We start from the raw sequence: 18,603 nt of genomic DNA, 5'->3' as shown, positions 1-18,603 counted from the left end.
GCATGTATATAGGGTGTACAGATATAAGACTATGAATAGAAAGGGAGTACAAATATGACCGGTTATTTAAAGGAAGAGCATCGTATTTTTCGTGAATCAGTTCGGAAATTTCTAGATAAGGAAGTGATTCCTTACTATCTTGATTGGGAGAAGGAGAAAAGCACACCTGGAGATTTGTGGAAAAAGTTGGGAGACCAAGGGTTTCTTGTACCGTGGGCAGATGAAAAATATGGTGGGTTTAATGCAGATTTTGCCTATTCAGTCATTCTTGCTGAGGAGTTTGAAAGAGTCGGAAGCGGAATTGGAGGATGTGTTTTACATAATGATATTGTTGTTCCATATTTATATGAATTCGGTACAGAAGAACAAAAACAAAAATGGATTCCAAAGTGCATTACGGGTGAATATTCAACGGCTATTGCAATGACTGAGCCGGGAACGGGATCAGATTTAGGGAATTTGCAGACAAGAGCTGTTAGAGATGGGGATCACTATATTATTAATGGGCAAAAAACGTTTATATCAAATGGGCTCAGGTCCGACTTAACCATCGTAGCCTGTAAAACAAATCCAGAAGCGGGACATAAAGGAATCAGTCTCATTGTAGTCGAAAAAGAAACACCTGGATTTATACGTGGTAAAAAGCTGAATAAAATCGGTCAGCTTGCGGGTGAAACGACTGAGTTAATTTTCGAGGATGCAAGAGTACCGGTTAGTAATTTATTAGGACAAGAAAATAAAGGCTTCTATTATTTGATGGCCAAACTTCAGCAGGAGCGGTTAATGTGTGCGATTCAGGCCTTAGCAGCAGCCGAGGAATCGTTAAAAATCACGATTGATTATGTCAAACAGCGGACTGCCTTTGGTAAATCAATCAGTGAATTTCAAAATACACAATTTAAGATTGCTGAAATGGCGACTGAGGTGGAGATAGGCCGTACATTTATCGACGGTTTAATCGTGAGGCATATGGAGGGTCAGGATATTGTCACCGAGGTGAGCATGGCTAAATGGTGGATAACCGATATGGCAAAGAGATTGGTCAGCCAATGTATGCAATTGCACGGTGGTTACGGTTTTATGGAAGAATATGCGATTGCGAGAAGATATCGGGATATAGCGGTCACCTCGATATATGCAGGTACAAATGAAATTATGAAGCAAATAATCGCTAAAAAAATTGGATTATAAGGGGGAGAGTTATATGAGGGAGGCCGTAATTGTTGAAGCAGTCAGAACACCGGTAGGAAAGCGTAATGGAGTATTGAGCTCCATCCGCCCGGATGATTTGCTCGCAAACGTTTTAAAAGAAGTAGTAAACAGGGCAGGTGTTTCTTCTGATTTGATTGAGGATGTCATTATTGGGTGTGTATCCCAAGTGGAAGAACAAGGGTTAAATATTGCACGTTCAGCTGCCTTGATGGCTGATTTCCCCATTAAAGTACCTGGCACGACGATTGATCGACAATGCGGTTCCAGTCAACAAGCGGTTCATTTTGCCGCACAAGCCATTTTGAGTGGAGATATGGATATCGTTATAGCGGGTGGAGTGGAGAGTATGTCACGAGTGCCGATGGGTTCAACAAGAAAGCATTCACAGCCTAGTGAACAGCTGTCTTCCCGTTATGAATTAATCAATCAAGGACTATCAGCAGAAAGAATTGCTGAGAAATGGGGCTTTAGCCGCAATAAACTTGATGAATTTTCTCTATTGAGTCATCAGAGAGCTATTCAAGCCCAAAATGAGGGGCGCTTTGATCGTGAAATCGTGCCAGTGGAAGTATTGGATGATTTGGGAGCAAAGACTTTAGTTACACAGGATGAAGGCCCACGTCGGGGAACGTCTCTTGAAAAGCTGGCCACTTTGCCTACAGTTTTTAGAGAAAATGGTGTGATACACGCTGGGAATGCCAGTCAAATGAGTGACGGAGCTGCAGCCCTGTTAATCATGTCTAAGGAGAAGGCGTTGGAATTAGGCTTAAAACCAAGATTTTCGATAATTGCCCGAACGATTGTAGGATCCGATCCAACCCTGATGTTAACTGGACCGATAGAGGCGACGAGAATGGCACTTGATAGAGCAGGACTGACGATACAGGATATGGATTTATATGAAGTCAATGAAGCCTTTGCACCAGTTCCGCTCTGTTGGAAGGAAGAACTTGAAGCAAGCATGAATAAGTTAAATGTAAACGGAGGAGCGATTGCACTCGGTCATCCTCTTGGTGCAAGTGGGGCAAGGGTCATGGTTACTTTAATGCATGAACTTGAAAGAACGGGTGGACGATATGGATTACAGGCTATTTGCGAGGGTGCCGGTATGGCCAATGCAACGATTATCAAACGAATTGAATAGAACAATCAAACAGGTATGATTGAAAACTAAAAAATGGAGGTTGGTTGTATGAAGATGCAAAATATAATTGCTGTTGTAACAGGTGGAGCTTCGGGTCTGGGAGAGGCTACAGTCAAGAATATTGTGGAAAATGGCGGGAAAGTAACGATTATCGATCGCTCGGAAGATAAAGGGTTGGCATTAGCCGAATCACTCGGTCATGAAAATGTGATCTTTGTAAAAGCGGATGTAACCAGTGAGGATGAGATTCGGACTGCCATTGAGAAAAGTGTTGAAACGTTTGGGAAAATCAATACGGTCGTCAATTGTGCAGGAATTGGAGTAGGTGAAAAAGTCGTCTCTAAGGATAAAGTTCATGATCTTGGCAGATTTAAAAAAGTGATTGAGGTCAATTTGGTTGGGACATTTAATGTAATTCGTCTGGCTGCAGAACAAATGATTAAGAATGAACCTAATGAAGAAGGGGAAAGAGGTGTTGTCATTAATACAGCTTCAGTAGCAGCTTTTGATGGACAAATTGGCCAAGCAGCCTATAGTGCTTCAAAGGGTGGAATTGTTGGCATGACCTTGCCGTTGGCAAGAGATTTAGCGAGAAGCGGAGTTCGTGTTATGACGATTGCTCCGGGTTTGATTGACACACCTTTGTTTGGGGGATTACCAGAGCAGGCCAGGATGGCTCTCGGTGCGATGGTACCATTCCCGCCAAGGCTCGGATATCCCTCAGAATATGCCATGCTCGTCAAAAGTATTATTGAAAATCCAATGCTGAATGGAGAAACAATTCGCCTGGATGGGGCAATTCGTATGCAGCCAAAATAATAGATTAAGAGGAGGTAGTGCTATGTATTCATTGGTGCGTGTTGAAAAAGAGAATAATGTCGCAACGGTCGTTATTAATAATCCACCGATGAATGTTCTGAGTGAACTACTGGCAAGTGAGCTTTGTGATGCCTTTACTGAACTGAGAGATGACCATTCAGTGGTTACGGTTATTTTAACAGGGGAAGGTGACCGGGCATTTATGGCGGGAGCAGATATTAAGGAGTTCCCCAACATGATTAACCAAAGCACCGAAGCCAAAGTACAGCCCAGTAAGAAAAATGAGGTTTTTCAATTGATATCCGATTTTCCGAAGCCTACTATTGCCTATTTAAATGGAATAACACTGGGCGGTGGGTTTGAACTTGCACTTGTATGTGATCTGCGTATTGCCAAGGAGACGGCCCAACTTGGCTTGCCTGAAGTGAAGCTCGGCCTATTTCCAGGTGGAGGGGGAACGCAAAGGCTGCCCCGTTTAATTGGTTCAGCTAAAGCAAAAGAGCTGATGTTTACCGGTGATTCGATAACGGCTGAAGAAGCGCTGAAGCTCGGGATCATTAATCAAATTGCTACAGAAGAAGAAGAGATTGAAGCTGCCCGAAAACTGGCCCGAAAAATCAGCAGGCATTCTCTTCAGGCTTTAAGAAGAATCAAGCAGGCAGTCAATGAGGGAACAGACGGCCATTTACAGGATGGGCTCGAATTGGAATCAAACCTGTTCCAGGAAATCTTTACAACGGAGGATATGAAAGAGGGAGTCACTGCATTCCTTGAAAAACGCCGTCCGGTATTTACTCATCAATAAGCATTTAAGTGTGTGCTATTGGGAAGAAGTCTGGGGGAATCATCTGTATGAAGTATGTTGAATGGAAACGGGTCGGTGTGGAGGGGCATATAGCCGAAATACGATTAAACAGACCTAAAGCGCTTAATGCCTTTGATACAGAGATGGCTAAAGAAATTCTTGGCGCGACTCAAATTATTTCTGAAAGTGATGCAAGGGTGGTTTTAATCACATCGTCCAATAAGAAAGCTTTTTGTACCGGTGCAGATTTGAAAGAGCGCAACGAGCTGAATGAGGAAGAGTGGAAAAATCAGCACCAGCTATTTCGGGAAATGTTCACTGCTATAGCATCTCTTAAGCAACCGGTTATCGCGGTAGTGGATGGGTATGCGTTGGCTGGAGGATTTGAACTCGTTTTGAATTGTGATTTTTTAATTGCGGCAGATACGGCACAGTTTGGATTGCCAGAAGTGACGCGTGGAATTATGCCTGGGTGTGGCGGAACGAGATTGCTATCAAAGCGAATACCGGTTCACCGTGCAAAGGAATGGATATGTACAGGACGGATTGTGTCGGCTTTAGAAGCGGAAAAGGATGGATTATTGAACAGGATGACCAGTTCTGCTGAATTATATGAATCAGCACTCGAATTTGCTGGGGGTATTGCCCGTAATGCCCCTATAGCTGTCCAGCAAGCAAAAGCAGCAATAGATTCCTTGTTTGTATTAAAGAATAATGAAGCAAAAATTATAGAACAAGAGTACTATAACCGATGTTTATCAACCTCGGATCGACTTGAGGGAGTAAGAGCATTCGTCGAGAAACGGTCGCCTAAGTTTATCGGTAAGTAAAATCAGGAGAGCCTGTCATTATTAAAATATGTTTCCGGTGAGCTACCTTTAAGCAAACATTAATAAATTGTATAAACAGGAGCACTTATTCTAATTTTTCTCTTGGTTAGACGTGTTAAGTAAACAATAGGTGATAGGAGGTGAGATTGGTGAAATCTGTTCCGCTGGAAAAAACAATCCAATTTAATAAAGAGCTGCGTCACAGTGTACGAAGAGTATGTCAACGATTCTCCGGCTCTTATTGGAGAGAGCTAGACATGAAAAATGCATACCCTGAAGAGTTTGTAAATGAAATAACGAGAAATGGTTTTCTATCAGCTTTGATCCCAGAAGAGTATGGTGGTTCTGGATTAGGTATTGCGGAGGCTTCTATTATTCTTGAAGAAATTAATCGAAGTGGAGGCAACGCTGGTGCCTGTCACGCTCAAATGTACATAATGGGGACGTTAGCCCGGCATGGAAACCAGCAACAAAAGTCAAACTATTTACCTCGTATCGCTGACGGTACATTACGATTGCAGGCTTTTGGAGTCACAGAACCAACGACAGGAACCGATACGACTAAATTACGGACCTTTGCAGAAAGAAGAGGAGATCATTATGTCGTGAATGGTCAGAAAGTCTTTATTTCAAGAACAGAGCATTCTGATTTAATGATGCTGCTAGTGAGGACTACGCCAGTCAGTCAAATTAAGAAAAAAACGGAAGGATTATCTGTTCTGCTTGTTGATTTGAAGGAAGCAATAAACAATGGTATTACCATCCGTCCCATTCAGACGATGATGAACCATTCTACCACTGAATTATTTATCGAAAATTTAAAGGTACCAGCCGAAAATTTGATTGGTGAAGAAGGAAAAGGTTTTTCCTATATTTTAGATGGTATGAATGCAGAACGAATATTAATTGCGGCCGAATGTATAGGGGATGGACGATGGCTTATAGAGAAAGCAACTCAATATGCAAACGAAAGAGTCGTTTTTGATCGGCAAATTGGGGAAAATCAAGGAATTCAATTCCCGTTGGCGAAGGCACATATCCAAATAGAGGCAGCGGACTTAATGCGTAAGGAGGCATCAAGGCTATTTGATCTAGGTATAAAATGTGGGGCTGAGGCGAATATGTCAAAATTGCTTGCCGCTGATGCGTCTTGGGATGCTGCTAACACAGCACTGCAAACGTTTGGAGGATTTGGTTTTGCGGCTGAATATGATGTAGAAAGGAAATTCAGAGAAACACGCCTTTATCAAGTGGCACCAATTTCAACTAATATGATTCTTTCTTATGTAGCGGAGCATGTCTTAGGTTTGCCTAAGTCTTACTAGTATGATACTCAAGGTTGATGGGAGGATGTAGTATGAGAAATGCGGTGATTGTTGAGGCTGTTCGGACGGCGGTTGGCAAGATAGGCGGATCGTTAAAAAATGAGGAAGTGGATTATCTTGCTTCTGCCACCATAAACGGATTGATTGAACGCACAGGAGTACAGAAAGATGAGATTGATGAAGTCATTATCGGTCAGGCGAAACAAAGCACAGATCAGCCAAACCTGGCAAGATTAGCTTTATTGCGTGCCGGACTTGCAATAGAAACACCGGGTTATACGGTCCATCGTCAATGCGGATCAGGAGTGCAGGCTATTCATAATGGTGTCCAGCAAATCATGTGCGGTTTATCGGACATAGTAATTGCCGGTGGTGCTGAAAGTATGAGTCAGGCACCATTCTATTTACGTAATGCTCGTTATGGGTTTGGCACAGGTAATACGGAAATCCTTGATTCCAATACGGAAAGTCAGCCGCGTGCACAACCAATCGAGACATACGGTCATTTAACCATGGGGATGACAGCAGAAAACCTTGCCGAAAAATATTCAATCACCAGAGAAGAGCAGGATGAATATGCGCTTTTAAGTCAAGAAAAGGCTGAACGTGCTATTTCTTCTGGCCTGTTTAATGATCAGATCATTCCATATCAGATAAAGACGAAGAAAGGGACAGAAATATTTAAAGTGGATGAACATCCAAGAAAAACGAGTATGGAGCAATTGGCGCGGCTTAAACCTGTTTTTAAGAAAAATGGGACTGTAACGGCAGGGAATTCAAGCGGACGGAATGATGGCGCGGGGTTGGTTATGCTAATGGCAGAAGAAACAGCTATTCAAAAGGGCTATAAATGTAAAGCAAAAATCATTGCTCAGGCAGTTGCTGGTGTTTCTCCAGATATTATGGGAATCGGTCCTGCACCAGCTACGAGAAAAGCACTGAAGCTAGCCGGATTGAAGTTAGAGGATATAGGGCTGATAGAATTAAACGAAGCATTCGCTGCTCAAACCTTAGCTGTGATTAAAGAAATGGATTTGGATACGAAACGATTGAATGTAAATGGCGGAGCGATTGCGCTTGGCCATCCAATCGGAGGTACTGGAGGTATTTTAATGACCAAGCTTATTCATGAAATGGAGCGCAGGGGAGAAAAATATGGATTGGTCACCTTTTGCATCGGCGGAGGTTTGGGAATATCCTCCATTGTTGAGAATCTCCAGGTTTAGGCCATGCAAGAGAAGAAAGAGTTGGATTTGGATCTTTACCGTTCACGTATCGTCACTGCAGAAAAAGCAATCTCTCTTATAGACTCCTCTCACAATGTCTTTTTGGCACCTTTTTGTAATGAACCGCAACAGCTGGTAAAGGAACTTATTCGGCAAAAGGAACGGTTTCATTTATTAAATTTATACACTTGTATTGTTGGAAGTCCCTGCTTGTATGCTGAATCGGAGGGGAATCCTCATTTTTTTATCAGGACATTCCTTGGATCTTCATTATTAAAGGGAGTTTTTCATGCAGGAAATGGTGATTATATACCTTTGAATTTATCCGAGTTACCGGTATGGGTGGAAACAAATAAAATTGATTTTGCCATGATTCAGGTTACTCCTCCCAATCAAAATGGTTATTGTAATCTGGGAATCTCAGTCGATATTATCCATTCACTTAGTAAACATGCTGGTAAAGTCATTGCTCAGGTCAATAGCAATCTTCCCAGGACATTTGGGGATTCAGAAATTCATGTATCAGAGATTGATTATTTTGTTGAATCAAATGATAGTTTATTGACGATTTCATCTGGAATTCCAAACAAAATAGAAGAGGCAATCGGTAAAAATGTTGCACAATTAATCCCTGATTATGCAACGATTCAAGTTGGGATAGGTAGAATTGCAGATGCCGTTCTTTTGGCCCTTAAGGAAAAGAAGGGATTGGGTGTTCATTCCGGTACTATAACAGACGGTGTCATGGAAATGATGAAGCGAGGAGTTATTACTAATGAAAGAAAAGAAGTGATGACTGGTAAAACGGTTTGTACCACTTTAACTGGAAGTCAGCAGTTATATAGCTTCGCCAACCTCAATAAGGATATTTGCTTATACCCAGCAGATTTTACACATAATAGCTTACAAATTTCAAAGATTACGGATTTCTATTCAATTAACTCAGCTTTGGAAGTCGATTTGACAGGACAAATAAATGCTGAGCAAATTGGCAATTATCCATTAGCTGGAGTTGGCGGCCAAATGGATTTTATTCGTGGGGCCAGACTTTCAAAAGGTGGAAAAGCTATTATTGCCCTTCCAGCGACTGCAATGGGAGGTACTAGGTCGAGAATAAAAAATACTGTATCTTCTGTTACATCCTTAAAATCAGAGATTGATTATATTGTGACAGAGTACGGAATTGTTTCCTTGTTTGGCAAATCACTTAAAGAACGAAGACAGCAAATGCTGAACATCGTACACCCGAATTTCAGAGAAAGTTTAAGTGCTAATCTTACATCACAGTTGTAGCAATAATCTTTTTTACATGGAGGGGTTTAGGTGTCAATCAAGGTGAAACAGGATCAGATAAAAAGGGCAAGACGGCCATTTTTTACTGATGAACATGAAATGTTCAGGAAATCACTCGTGAGTTTTTTACAAAAAGAAGCTGTTCCCTATTTTGAAACATGGGAAGAGGAGAGATTGATCCCTCGATCCTTTTGGGAGAAGATGGGTGAACAAGGTTTTATTTGCCCGTGGGTCAGTGTGGAGTATGGCGGAATGGGTACTGATTTTGGCTTTGCTATTATTTTAAGTGAAGAATTAGCAAAAATAGGAGCTGGTTTGACGGGCATAGGAACTCACAGCAATATCATTGTTCCTTATTTACATACATTTGGCTATGAGGAACAAAAGCATAGATTTTTGAAAAAATGCGTTAAAGGGGAACTGATTACTTCGATTGCAATGACAGAACCAGGGGCTGGATCAGATTTGGCAAGCATCCAAACGACGGCTATCCGTAAAGGTAATCAGTATATATTAAATGGTCAGAAAACATTTATTACAAATGGAATCCATTCTGATTTGATAATTGTTGCCTGTAAAACGGATCCAAAAGCTGAACCAAGACATAAAGGAATCAGTCTTATATTAGTTGAACGAGATACCCCAGGGTTTACGCGTGGGAGGAAGTTAAATAAGGTGGGAATGCACAGCCAGGATACGAGTGGGCTAATATTTGAAGATTGTATAGTGCCAGTCTCAAATCGATTAGGAGAAGAAGGAAAAGGCTTCCGCTATATGATGATGAATCTTCAGGAGGAACGGCTCTTATGCGCAACAAATGCGGTCGTAGCTGCTGAAGATATGCTTCAATTAACCATACAATATGTAAAAGAGAGAGATGCCTTTGGAAAGCCAATCAGCCAATTTCAGAACACTCAATTTACGCTGGCCGAAATTGCTACAGAAATAAAGTTTGGTCGGACTTTTGTCGATGATTTAATCAAAAAACATATTGATGGAAAAGAAATTGTGAAGGAAGTAAGTATGGCTAAATGGTGGACGACAGAGATGGCAAAACGTGTCTCCACCCAATGTATGCAGCTTCATGGCGGTTATGGCTATATGGAGGAATACAAAATTGCCAGACGGTATAGAGATATACCAGTCACATCCATTTTTGCAGGCTCGAATGAAATTATGGGTCATTATCTCTAAACAATTGGGACTCACTTGAAAGCTGGATAGATCAAATTAAAAAGAAGAGAAGGGAGAGAACGAGTTTGGACTTTACCTTATCAGATGAAACGATAAAAATGAAAAAGATGATCAAACATTTCATTGATGAAACGGTCGATCCGAAAGCAGACTTAATCGAGAAAAATGATCATATACCTGAGGACATCATGCAGCTAAGCAGGGACATGGGTCTATTTGGTTTGAGTATTCCGGAAGGCTATGGCGGACTTGGCCTCGATATGGTTGGAAAATGTGCCATATATGAGGAGCTTGGCCGTACGCATAATGGCTATACGACCATCATTGGAGCACATACCGGTATTGGCTCTGTTGGGGTTGTTGAGATGGGAAATGATAGACAGAAGCAAAAATATTTACCCAAAATGGCAACTGGAGAATTAATTGGTGCATTTGCTTTAACAGAGCCTGAAGCTGGTTCAAATGCTGCTGCGATTAGAACGAGAGCCGTTCGAAAAGGAGACAGCTATCTTCTAAATGGGTCCAAGCACTATATAACAAATGCATCAATTGCCGGTTTATTTACCGTGATGGCTGTGACCAATCCGGCTGCAGGTCCTAAAGGAATTACTTCCTTTTTGATTGAAAAGGGTACAAAAGGAATGATTATTGGGAAAAAGGAAGAAAAAATGGGCTTGAGAGGCTCTCATTCTTTCGAAATCTTTTTTGAAGACTGCGAGGTTCCGGCAGATCATATTCTGGGGCAAGAAGGAATGGGATATGTGAATGCTCTAAAGATTCTAGCTAATGGCCGCGTAGGTCTGGCCGCTAGGAATCTTGGATCCTGTCAAAAATTATTGGAATTATCGGTCCAATATGCATTTGAACGGCACCAATTCGGAAAGCCGATTTTTGAACAGCAAATCATCCAGCACTATTTGGCTGATATGGCCTTGGACATTGAATCGCTCCGTGCATTAACCTATAAGGTTGCCTGGATGGTAGACCAAGGAAAGAATGTTGTTAAAGAAGCGGCTATGTCTAAATTGCTAGGTTCAGAAATATTTAATCGAGTAGCTGATAAAGCCGTTCAGATTCATGGAGGCCTAGGATATATGAAAGGATATCCAATCGAGCGATTTTATCGTGATGCAAGAATCACCAAAATTTATGAAGGTACTTCAGAAATCCAGAAAAATATCATTGCTGCTCAAATAAAGAAAGATTTCTATAATCATTCACAAATGATGTATACATAATTCTTATTAAGACAGAGGCATTGATATCAAAATAAAAATGGGCAGGATTCCAACGGATGAGTGGAATCTATTTTTTTGCTTTGAGGTGTTTTTTTAAAAGCATAAAATATTACGGCATACTGATTATATTTTTTGTTAAAATTGGAATATATGTTCGATTGTGGAAGGTGGGTGGTTTTAAGATGTTAAAGAATGAAGCAGATGTTATTAGGTTAATTCAAAACGATGAAAAAATGATGGAGATTATAAAGGCTGTAAGCACATTAAATTTACCTGACTGGTGGATATGTGCAGGATTTATACGTTCAAAGATTTGGGATGCTTTGCACGGATTTAAAGATCGTACTGAAACACCGGATGTTGATGTTATCTATTTTGATAAATCAATAATTAATGAGGATATGGAAAAAGAATTTGAGATAAATTGATTAGTATTATGCCTAATATACCTTGGTCTGTGAAAAATGAGGCTAGAATGCATACGATTAATAACTTTTCTCCATATACTTCTTCGCAAGATGCCATATCAAAATTCCCAGAAACAGCGACAGCTCTAGGGATAAAGTTAGATCATGAGAATAAATTAATCCTTATTGCTCCATATGGATTAGATGATGTCATAAATTTAGAGGTTAAGCCAACTCCCCATTTTCGTGAGTCAAAAGAACTGGCTGTTATTTATAAGGACCGAATTTCAAAAAAGAATTGGAAGTCTATTTGGCATAAAATTGAAGTTCGCGATATATCTGATTAAGAATGATAGACTCTCATTTACGTTCCCTCTTTTTAATAGTATCTCTATAAAATCTATCATTTTGATATTTTACCGTTTATTAATCTCCTCTTTTTTTTGAAATGTAAAATTCGCAAACCATCCTGATCATTTTACATCGACTTTCCACTGTCCTATCAGCCGACCGAATTATTTTTATGGAAAATGGAAAAGTAATTGAGACAGGTACACATAGGGAACTGTTTGAGAATAAACATGGGGTATATTCAAGGTTATTTAGCAGGGAAGCTGAAATGGGCAATCAAACTGTAACTATAAAACTCTACAGAATCGTAAGAATTGGATGACTCACGCCTCTAACATGTACTTACAAGTTATGGTAAACTATTCTTGATTCGCGTTTGTTCATAGTGAGGGGTGATTCATATAATGAAAAAATACGAACAAGTAAAGATGGAGATTAAGAAGCTCATCGAAGAAGGCGATTATATACGCGATCAGCGTATAAGTTCTGAATATAGTTTAACTCAGCAATTTGGAGTTAGCAGACATACAGTGCGTAAAGCAATTAATGATCTTGTAAATGAAGGCTGGTTGTATACAGAGCAAGGTTCAGGCACCTTTTGTGCTGACCGGAACACAAATCAACCATCTGAAAAAACAATTGCTCTTTTGACTACATATATATCCAATTACATCTTCCCCTCCATCATTAATGGAGTTGAGTCCTATCTAAGCAGTAAAGGATATACTCTGCTCCTTTATAGTACAAATAATGATTTAAATAAAGAAAAGTTGTGTTTGGAGAATATTTCAAACAGGGGGATTGCCGGTTTAATTGTAGAACCGACTAAAAGTAATTATTATAATCCGAACCTGAAATATTATTTAAATTTAGAGAGGAAAAAAATACCATATTTAATGATTAATGCTTATTTATCCAGAGCTACACCCTTATAGATTAACGGTAGATGATGAATTAGGCGCTTATATGGCAACAGAACATTTGATTAAATTGGGGCATGGACGCATTGCTGGTATTTTTAAAACGGATGACCAGCAAGGTGTTAAGAGGATGCAGGGATTTATCAAAGCGCATAGGGAGTATAGCATCCCCATCTTACCCAATATGATCCTACCTTGTACAACAATAGAAAAAGATAAAGTACTGAATGAAGAATTTATGGGTCTTCTAAATTCTGAACAAAGACCTACAGGGCTTTTCTGTTATAACGATGAAATAGCTTTGTCTGCTCTTGATGTTATTAGGGAATATGGAATTAGTGTACCTGATGATCTATCCATTGTAGGGTTCGATGACTCAAATTTAGCGACTGCATCTGAAGTGAAATTAACGACCATCAGACATCCACAATTTGAAATGGGTAGACAAGCTGCAGAAACAATTATCCAGCTGATTGAAAATAAAGTAGATGGAGATCCTTCAATCCGTTATAAACCAGAGTTAATATTACGAAATTCAACGAGAAAATTATAGGAATTTCTTTTTAAAAACCCACCAAAATGGGTTTTTTATTTTGTTCACAAATGGTTGTAAAAAATATGCAAAGGAGAATAATTTATGTAGCGTACTTGTACTAACAAGTAGTAGGATATTAATGTAAGCGCATGCATTATTTTGAAAGGTTTCTATATTCATAATGTTTTGGGAATAAATTGAATGAGAGCCTTATTTTACAAAAGGGAGTGGTTAATAACATGAGGAAGTTTGTTACTGCAATGATGATGTTTGTACTGGTATTTACCTTAGCGGCATGTGGCAGCGATGAAAAATCCAGTGGGGAAGAAAAAGGGTTTGTTGGAATTGCCATGCCAACAAAGTCATCGGAGCGCTGGGTATTTGATGGAGAAAATATGGTCAAGGAATTTGAAAAGTTAGGCTACAAGACAGATCTGCAATATGGCGAAGACGTTATTGAAAATCAAATTGCCCAAATTGAAAACATGATTACTAAAGAAGTAGACATTTTAGTAGTTGCCTCTATTGATGGGGAATCTTTAACAGAAGTCCTTCAAAAAGCGGCTGATCAAGATATTAAAGTTATTTCCTATGACCGATTAATCAAAGGGACAGATAATGTGAGTTATTATGCCACATTTGATAACTTCAAGGTTGGTGTTCTACAAGCCTCCTACATTGAAGACAAGCTAGGACTTAAGGACGGCAAAGGACCTTTTAATATTGAGTTGTTTGGCGGGTCTCCAGATGATAACAATGCATACTTTTTCTATGATGGTGCAATGTCTGTCTTAAAGCCATACATAGACTCAGGGAAATTGGTTGTTAAAAGCAAACAAACAGATATGAAGCAAATTGCTACTTTGCGTTGGGATGGCGCAACTGCACAATCTCGTATGGACAACTTGCTAAGTTCACAATATTCAACTGATCGTGTAGATGCCGTTTTATCTCCATTTGATGGAATCAGTATCGGTATTATTTCTTCTCTTAAAGGGGTTGGTTATGGAACTGGAAGTAAACCATTACCAATAATTACTGGACAGGATGCTGAGTTGGCATCAGTAAAATCTATTATTGCCGGTGAGCAAACCTCAACCATCTTTAAAGATACGAGAGCATTAGCTAAAAAAGCAGTGGAGATGGCTGATGCAGTTCTAAAAGGTAAGGAAGCGGAAGTAAATGATACTGAAACATATGACAATGGAAATAAGGTTGTACCTTCTTATCTATTGGAACCGGTTTCAGTTGATAAAGAGAATTACAAAGAAATTTTAGTAGATAGCGGATATTACACAGAAGAAGAATTAAGCAAATAAAAGAAATAGTGGGTCTCGTTTTTTTCAAAGGTTTCTATATTCCAAGCTTTATGGGGCTAGCATAAATTAGAAACCTTTATTTTTATCAAAAGGGAGAGGTTCAAAACATGAGAAAATTTGTTACTGCAATGATGATGTTTGCACTGGTACTTACCTTTAGCAGCATGTGGCAGCGATGAAAAATCCAGCGGTGATGAAAAAGGGTTTGTTGGAATCGCTATGCCGACAAAGTCATCAGAGCGTTGGGTATTTGATGGAGAAAATATGGTCGAAGAGTTTGAAAAGCTAGGCTACAAAACAGATCTTCAATATGGCGAAGATGTCATTGAAAATCAAATTGCCCAAATTGAAAATATGATTACTAAAGGAGTAGATATTTTAGTAGTCGCCTCTATTGATGGGGAATCATTGACAGAAGTTCTTCAAAAAGCAGCTGACCAGGATATTAAGGTTATATCCTATGACCGCTTAATTAAAGGGACAGATAATGTGAGTTATTATGCCACATTTGATAACTACAAAGTTGGTGTTTTACAAGGCTCTTATATTGAAGAAAAACTTGGTCTTAAGGACGGCAAAGGACCATTTAATATTGAATTGTTTGGCGGATCTCCAGACGATAACAACGCATACTTTTTCTATGATGGTGCAATGTCTGTTCTAAAACCATACATAGATTCTGGGAAATTGGTTGTTAAAAGTAAACAAACAGATATGAAGCAAATTGCTACTTTACGCTGGGATGGCGCAACAGCGCAAACTCGTATGGACAACTTACTAAGTTCACAATATTCATCTGATCGTGTAGATGCAGTCTTATCGCCAAATGATGCATTAGCTATTGGTATTATTTCTTCTTTAAAAGGGGTTGGTTATGGATCGGATAGCAAACCATTACCGATTATTACCGGACAAGATGCTGATTTGGCATCAGTAAAATCAATCATTGCCGGTGAACAAACCTCTTCCATCTTTAAAGATACGAGAGCATTGGCTAAAAAAGCAGTTGAAATGACAGATGCAGTTCTAAAAGGCAAGGAAGCAGAAGTAAATGACACTGAAACATATGACAATGGAAACAAGGTTGTACCATCTTATCTTTTAGAACCAGTAATAGTAGATAAAGAAAATTATAAAGAAATTTTAGTCGATAGCGGATATTACACAGAAGAAGAGCTAAGCAATTAACAGAATGGATGGCGGATGCTGTTTGATTGTAATGTAAACGGTTAAACAGCATCTAAATTTATACAGTTGAGGTGAATGGCGTGTCATCAATTTTATTAGAAATGAAAAATATCACGAAGACATTCCCTGGGGTAAAAGCTCTTGACCATGTGAATTTAAAAATTAAAGAAGGCGAAATCCACGCCCTTTGCGGAGAAAATGGAGCTGGTAAATCTACTTTAATGAAAGTATTGAGTGGAGTGTACCCACATGGTACTTATTCAGGAGATATCTTATTTAATGGAGAAGTGTGTGAATTTAAAAATATTAAGCAAAGTGAAAATCTAGGCATTGTAATTATCCATCAAGAATTGGCTTTAATCCCTTATCTATCTATCTCTGAAAATATATTTATAGGCAATGAACAAACAAAACATGGAATCATAAATTTTAATGAAACAATTGTAAAAACATTAGACTTACTGAAAATTGTTGGGTTAAATGAATCACCGAATACACCGGTTAATCAACTGGGTGTAGGAAAGCAACAATTAGTTGAAATAGCAAAGGCATTATCCAAGAAAGTGAAATTACTTATATTAGATGAACCAACTGCAGCTTTAAATGAGAATGATAGTGAAAATCTCTTAAATTTAATGCTTGAATTTAAGAAACAAGGAATGACCTCCATAATAATCTCTCATAAATTAAATGAGATTGCAAAGGTGGCCGATTCGATAACCATCCTTCGTGATGGTAAAACTATCGAAACTCTTGATATGAAAAAAGGTGTTACGGAGGACCGAATCATTAAGGGGATGGTAGGACGTGACTTAACGAATCGGTATCCTGAACACACACCAAATATCGGAGAAACCATATTAGAAGTGAAAAACTGGACGGTTCAGGATGAAAACAATTCCGATCGTAACGTGGTTGATGATGTAAGTTTCCAAATAAAAAGCGGTGAAATTATTGGCATAGCCGGATTAATGGGAGCTGGGAGAACCGAGCTGGCGATGAGTTTGTTTGGAAAGGCTTATGGTAAAAAAATCTCAGGCCAAATAATTAAAAAGGGAAAAGAACTGAAGCTGAAAAATATTACACAAGCAATCGATAATGGCATTGCTTACGTAACTGAAGACCGTAAATCATATGGACTTGTATTGGAAGAAGATATTAAAACGAATATCACATTGGCAAATCTGGGTAAAATATCTCAAAAACTAGTTGTAAATGATAATCAGGAAATTATTGAAGCAGAGCAATATCGCAAAAAAATGAATATAAAGAGCCCAAGTATCTTACAAAAAGCAATGAATCTAAGTGGAGGAAATCAACAAAAAGTCGTGTTAAGCAAGTGGATTTTTGCTGAACCGGAAATCTTGATTTTGGATGAACCAACACGTGGGATTGACGTTGGGGCAAAGTATGAAATTTATTCTATTATTAATGAATTGGCCGACAAAGGAATGGGAATATTGGTCATTTCATCAGAACTGCCTGAGATATTAGGAATATGCGACAGAATTTATGTCATGCGTGAGGGCACATTTACCGCAGAATTTGACCGGAATGAAGCTTCACAAGAAAAAATTATGAAATACATGACCAGAACAGGGGTGGAACAGCTGTGAAAACACTGACTAGTTTATTGAAAAATAATATAAGACAGTATGGAATGGTATTGGCTCTGATCTTTATCATGGTGCTATTTCAAGTATTAACGGATGGCATATTACTAAAACCTCTTAATATTACAAATCTTATTCTGCAAAATAGTTATATTCTTGTTTTAGCAATCGGGATGTTGTTGGTCATTATATTGGGGCATATCGATCTTTCCGTTGGTTCGATTGTAGCCTTTGTTGGAGCTATGTCAGCGATATTTATGATTGAAATGAACATGCCGGTTTGGTTATCTGTCATTCTTTGTCTTATTATAGGAGCTTTAATAGGAGCTTGGCATGGATTTTGGGTTGCATTCCTTAAAATCCCAGCATTTATCGTTACACTCGCAGGGATGCTGATTTTCCGCGGACTTACTATGCTTGTTCTCAATGGGCAATCCATTGCTCCGTTTCCTGAGTCCTTCCGCCAAATGAGTACAGGGTTTATACCGGGGCTGAATAAAACAGGAGAATTAGATTTACTGACTATGATTGTCGGAGTTTTAATCTCTCTCGTACTATTATGGAGTGAATTTAGAAAGCGTAAAAAACAACAGTCTTACAATTTTGAAGTACTTCCAATGTGGTTATTTGCTTTAAAACTGGTATTTATAGTAGCAGTAATGAATATATTTGCTTATTTCCTAGCTTCATATGAAGGTATTCCTAATATTTTGGTGATTTTAGTTGTATTAATTGTTGCTTACTCATTCTTTACAAATAAAACAGTCCCTGGTCGACATTTATATGCGCTTGGCGGTAATGAAAAAGCAGCAAAATTATCAGGTATTAAAACAAAATGGCTTACCTTCTGGGTATTTGTAAACATGGGTGTATTATCTGCCTTATCAGGATTATTATTTGCAGCTCGGTTGAATGCAGCAACTCCTAAAGCGGGTAACTCTTTTGAATTGGATGCGATCGCTGCGGTCTTTATTGGCGGGGCATCCGCATATGGCGGTATAGGGACTGTTATAGGCGCTGTCGTTGGTGGTTTGGTAATGGGTGTATTAAACAATGGTATGTCGTTAATTGGCTTAGGCGTGGATTATCAACAGACAATTAAAGGACTGGTATTGTTGCTAGCTGTAGGGTTTGACGTGTATAATAAAAATAAATCATCGTAAGTTTATTTTAACAAAAAGAGG

General features: G+C 39.0%; 13 protein-coding genes and 3 pseudogenes. All 16 read left to right on the top strand.

Going from position 1 to position 18,603, the window contains the following annotated elements:
- Positions 1-54 precede the first annotated feature (54 nt).
- Positions 55-1,191 carry an acyl-CoA dehydrogenase family protein gene (locus AC4G3N_RS01340; RefSeq protein ID WP_066103491.1) on the top strand — a complete coding sequence of 379 codons (1,137 nt, stop codon included), beginning with the start codon at positions 55-57 and terminating at the stop codon, positions 1,189-1,191.
- A 13-nt stretch (positions 1,192-1,204) separates the two neighbouring features.
- Positions 1,205-2,356, top strand: a complete 1,152-nt coding sequence (locus AC4G3N_RS01335) for a thiolase family protein (protein ID WP_491089585.1) — start codon at positions 1,205-1,207, stop codon at positions 2,354-2,356.
- A gap of 48 nt (positions 2,357-2,404) precedes the next feature.
- The gene (locus AC4G3N_RS01330; protein WP_066103494.1) at positions 2,405-3,175 is read left to right on the top strand and encodes a 3-hydroxyacyl-CoA dehydrogenase; all 771 of its coding nucleotides are present in this window, start codon (positions 2,405-2,407) and stop codon (positions 3,173-3,175) included.
- Between the two features lie 22 nt (positions 3,176-3,197).
- Positions 3,198-3,980 carry an enoyl-CoA hydratase/isomerase family protein gene (locus AC4G3N_RS01325; protein WP_491089584.1) on the top strand — a complete coding sequence of 261 codons (783 nt, stop codon included), beginning with the start codon at positions 3,198-3,200 and terminating at the stop codon, positions 3,978-3,980.
- Between the two features lie 47 nt (positions 3,981-4,027).
- Positions 4,028-4,810: an enoyl-CoA hydratase/isomerase family protein gene (locus AC4G3N_RS01320; protein ID WP_491089583.1), complete on the top strand. Its 783-nt coding sequence runs from the start codon at positions 4,028-4,030 to the stop codon at positions 4,808-4,810.
- 149 nt (positions 4,811-4,959) lie between these two features.
- Entirely contained in the window at positions 4,960-6,135 is a 1,176-nt protein-coding gene (locus tag AC4G3N_RS01315) for an acyl-CoA dehydrogenase family protein (RefSeq protein WP_491089582.1), read from the top strand.
- A 32-nt stretch (positions 6,136-6,167) separates the two neighbouring features.
- A complete protein-coding gene (locus tag AC4G3N_RS01310) occupies positions 6,168-7,361 on the top strand; it encodes a thiolase family protein (protein WP_140461519.1) in 1,194 nt (397 codons plus the stop codon).
- 3 nt (positions 7,362-7,364) lie between these two features.
- Positions 7,365-8,654 (top strand): acetyl-CoA hydrolase/transferase family protein, encoded by a 1,290-nt coding sequence (locus AC4G3N_RS01305; RefSeq protein WP_491089581.1) that lies wholly within the window; start codon positions 7,365-7,367, stop codon positions 8,652-8,654.
- Positions 8,655-8,753: 99 nt separating this feature from the next.
- Positions 8,754-9,867 (top strand): annotated as a pseudogene (locus AC4G3N_RS01300) (acyl-CoA dehydrogenase family protein).
- Positions 9,868-9,913: 46 nt separating this feature from the next.
- A complete protein-coding gene (locus tag AC4G3N_RS01295; RefSeq protein WP_139891871.1) occupies positions 9,914-11,086 on the top strand; it encodes an acyl-CoA dehydrogenase family protein in 1,173 nt (390 codons plus the stop codon).
- Positions 11,087-11,268: 182 nt separating this feature from the next.
- A pseudogene (locus AC4G3N_RS01290) lies at positions 11,269-11,840 on the top strand (nucleotidyltransferase family protein).
- Between the two features lie 405 nt (positions 11,841-12,245).
- Positions 12,246-13,317: pseudogene (locus tag AC4G3N_RS01285) on the top strand (GntR family transcriptional regulator).
- A gap of 221 nt (positions 13,318-13,538) precedes the next feature.
- The gene (chvE, locus tag AC4G3N_RS01280; RefSeq protein ID WP_066103512.1) at positions 13,539-14,618 is read left to right on the top strand and encodes a multiple monosaccharide ABC transporter substrate-binding protein; all 1,080 of its coding nucleotides are present in this window, start codon (positions 13,539-13,541) and stop codon (positions 14,616-14,618) included.
- 138 nt (positions 14,619-14,756) lie between these two features.
- The gene (chvE, locus tag AC4G3N_RS01275) at positions 14,757-15,806 is read left to right on the top strand and encodes a multiple monosaccharide ABC transporter substrate-binding protein (protein ID WP_491089580.1); all 1,050 of its coding nucleotides are present in this window, start codon (positions 14,757-14,759) and stop codon (positions 15,804-15,806) included.
- A gap of 80 nt (positions 15,807-15,886) precedes the next feature.
- A complete protein-coding gene (gene mmsA / locus AC4G3N_RS01270) occupies positions 15,887-17,422 on the top strand; it encodes a multiple monosaccharide ABC transporter ATP-binding protein (protein WP_491089579.1) in 1,536 nt (511 codons plus the stop codon).
- Positions 17,419-18,582 (top strand): multiple monosaccharide ABC transporter permease, encoded by a 1,164-nt coding sequence (gene mmsB / locus AC4G3N_RS01265; RefSeq protein ID WP_066103520.1) that lies wholly within the window; start codon positions 17,419-17,421, stop codon positions 18,580-18,582. The genes mmsA and mmsB overlap by 4 nt, the downstream gene beginning before the upstream one ends.
- Positions 18,583-18,603: the final 21 nt, after the last annotated feature.

The organism is Bacillus sp. z50, assembly GCF_058313585.1.
This window is presented reverse-complemented; position numbering and strand designations above follow the sequence as displayed.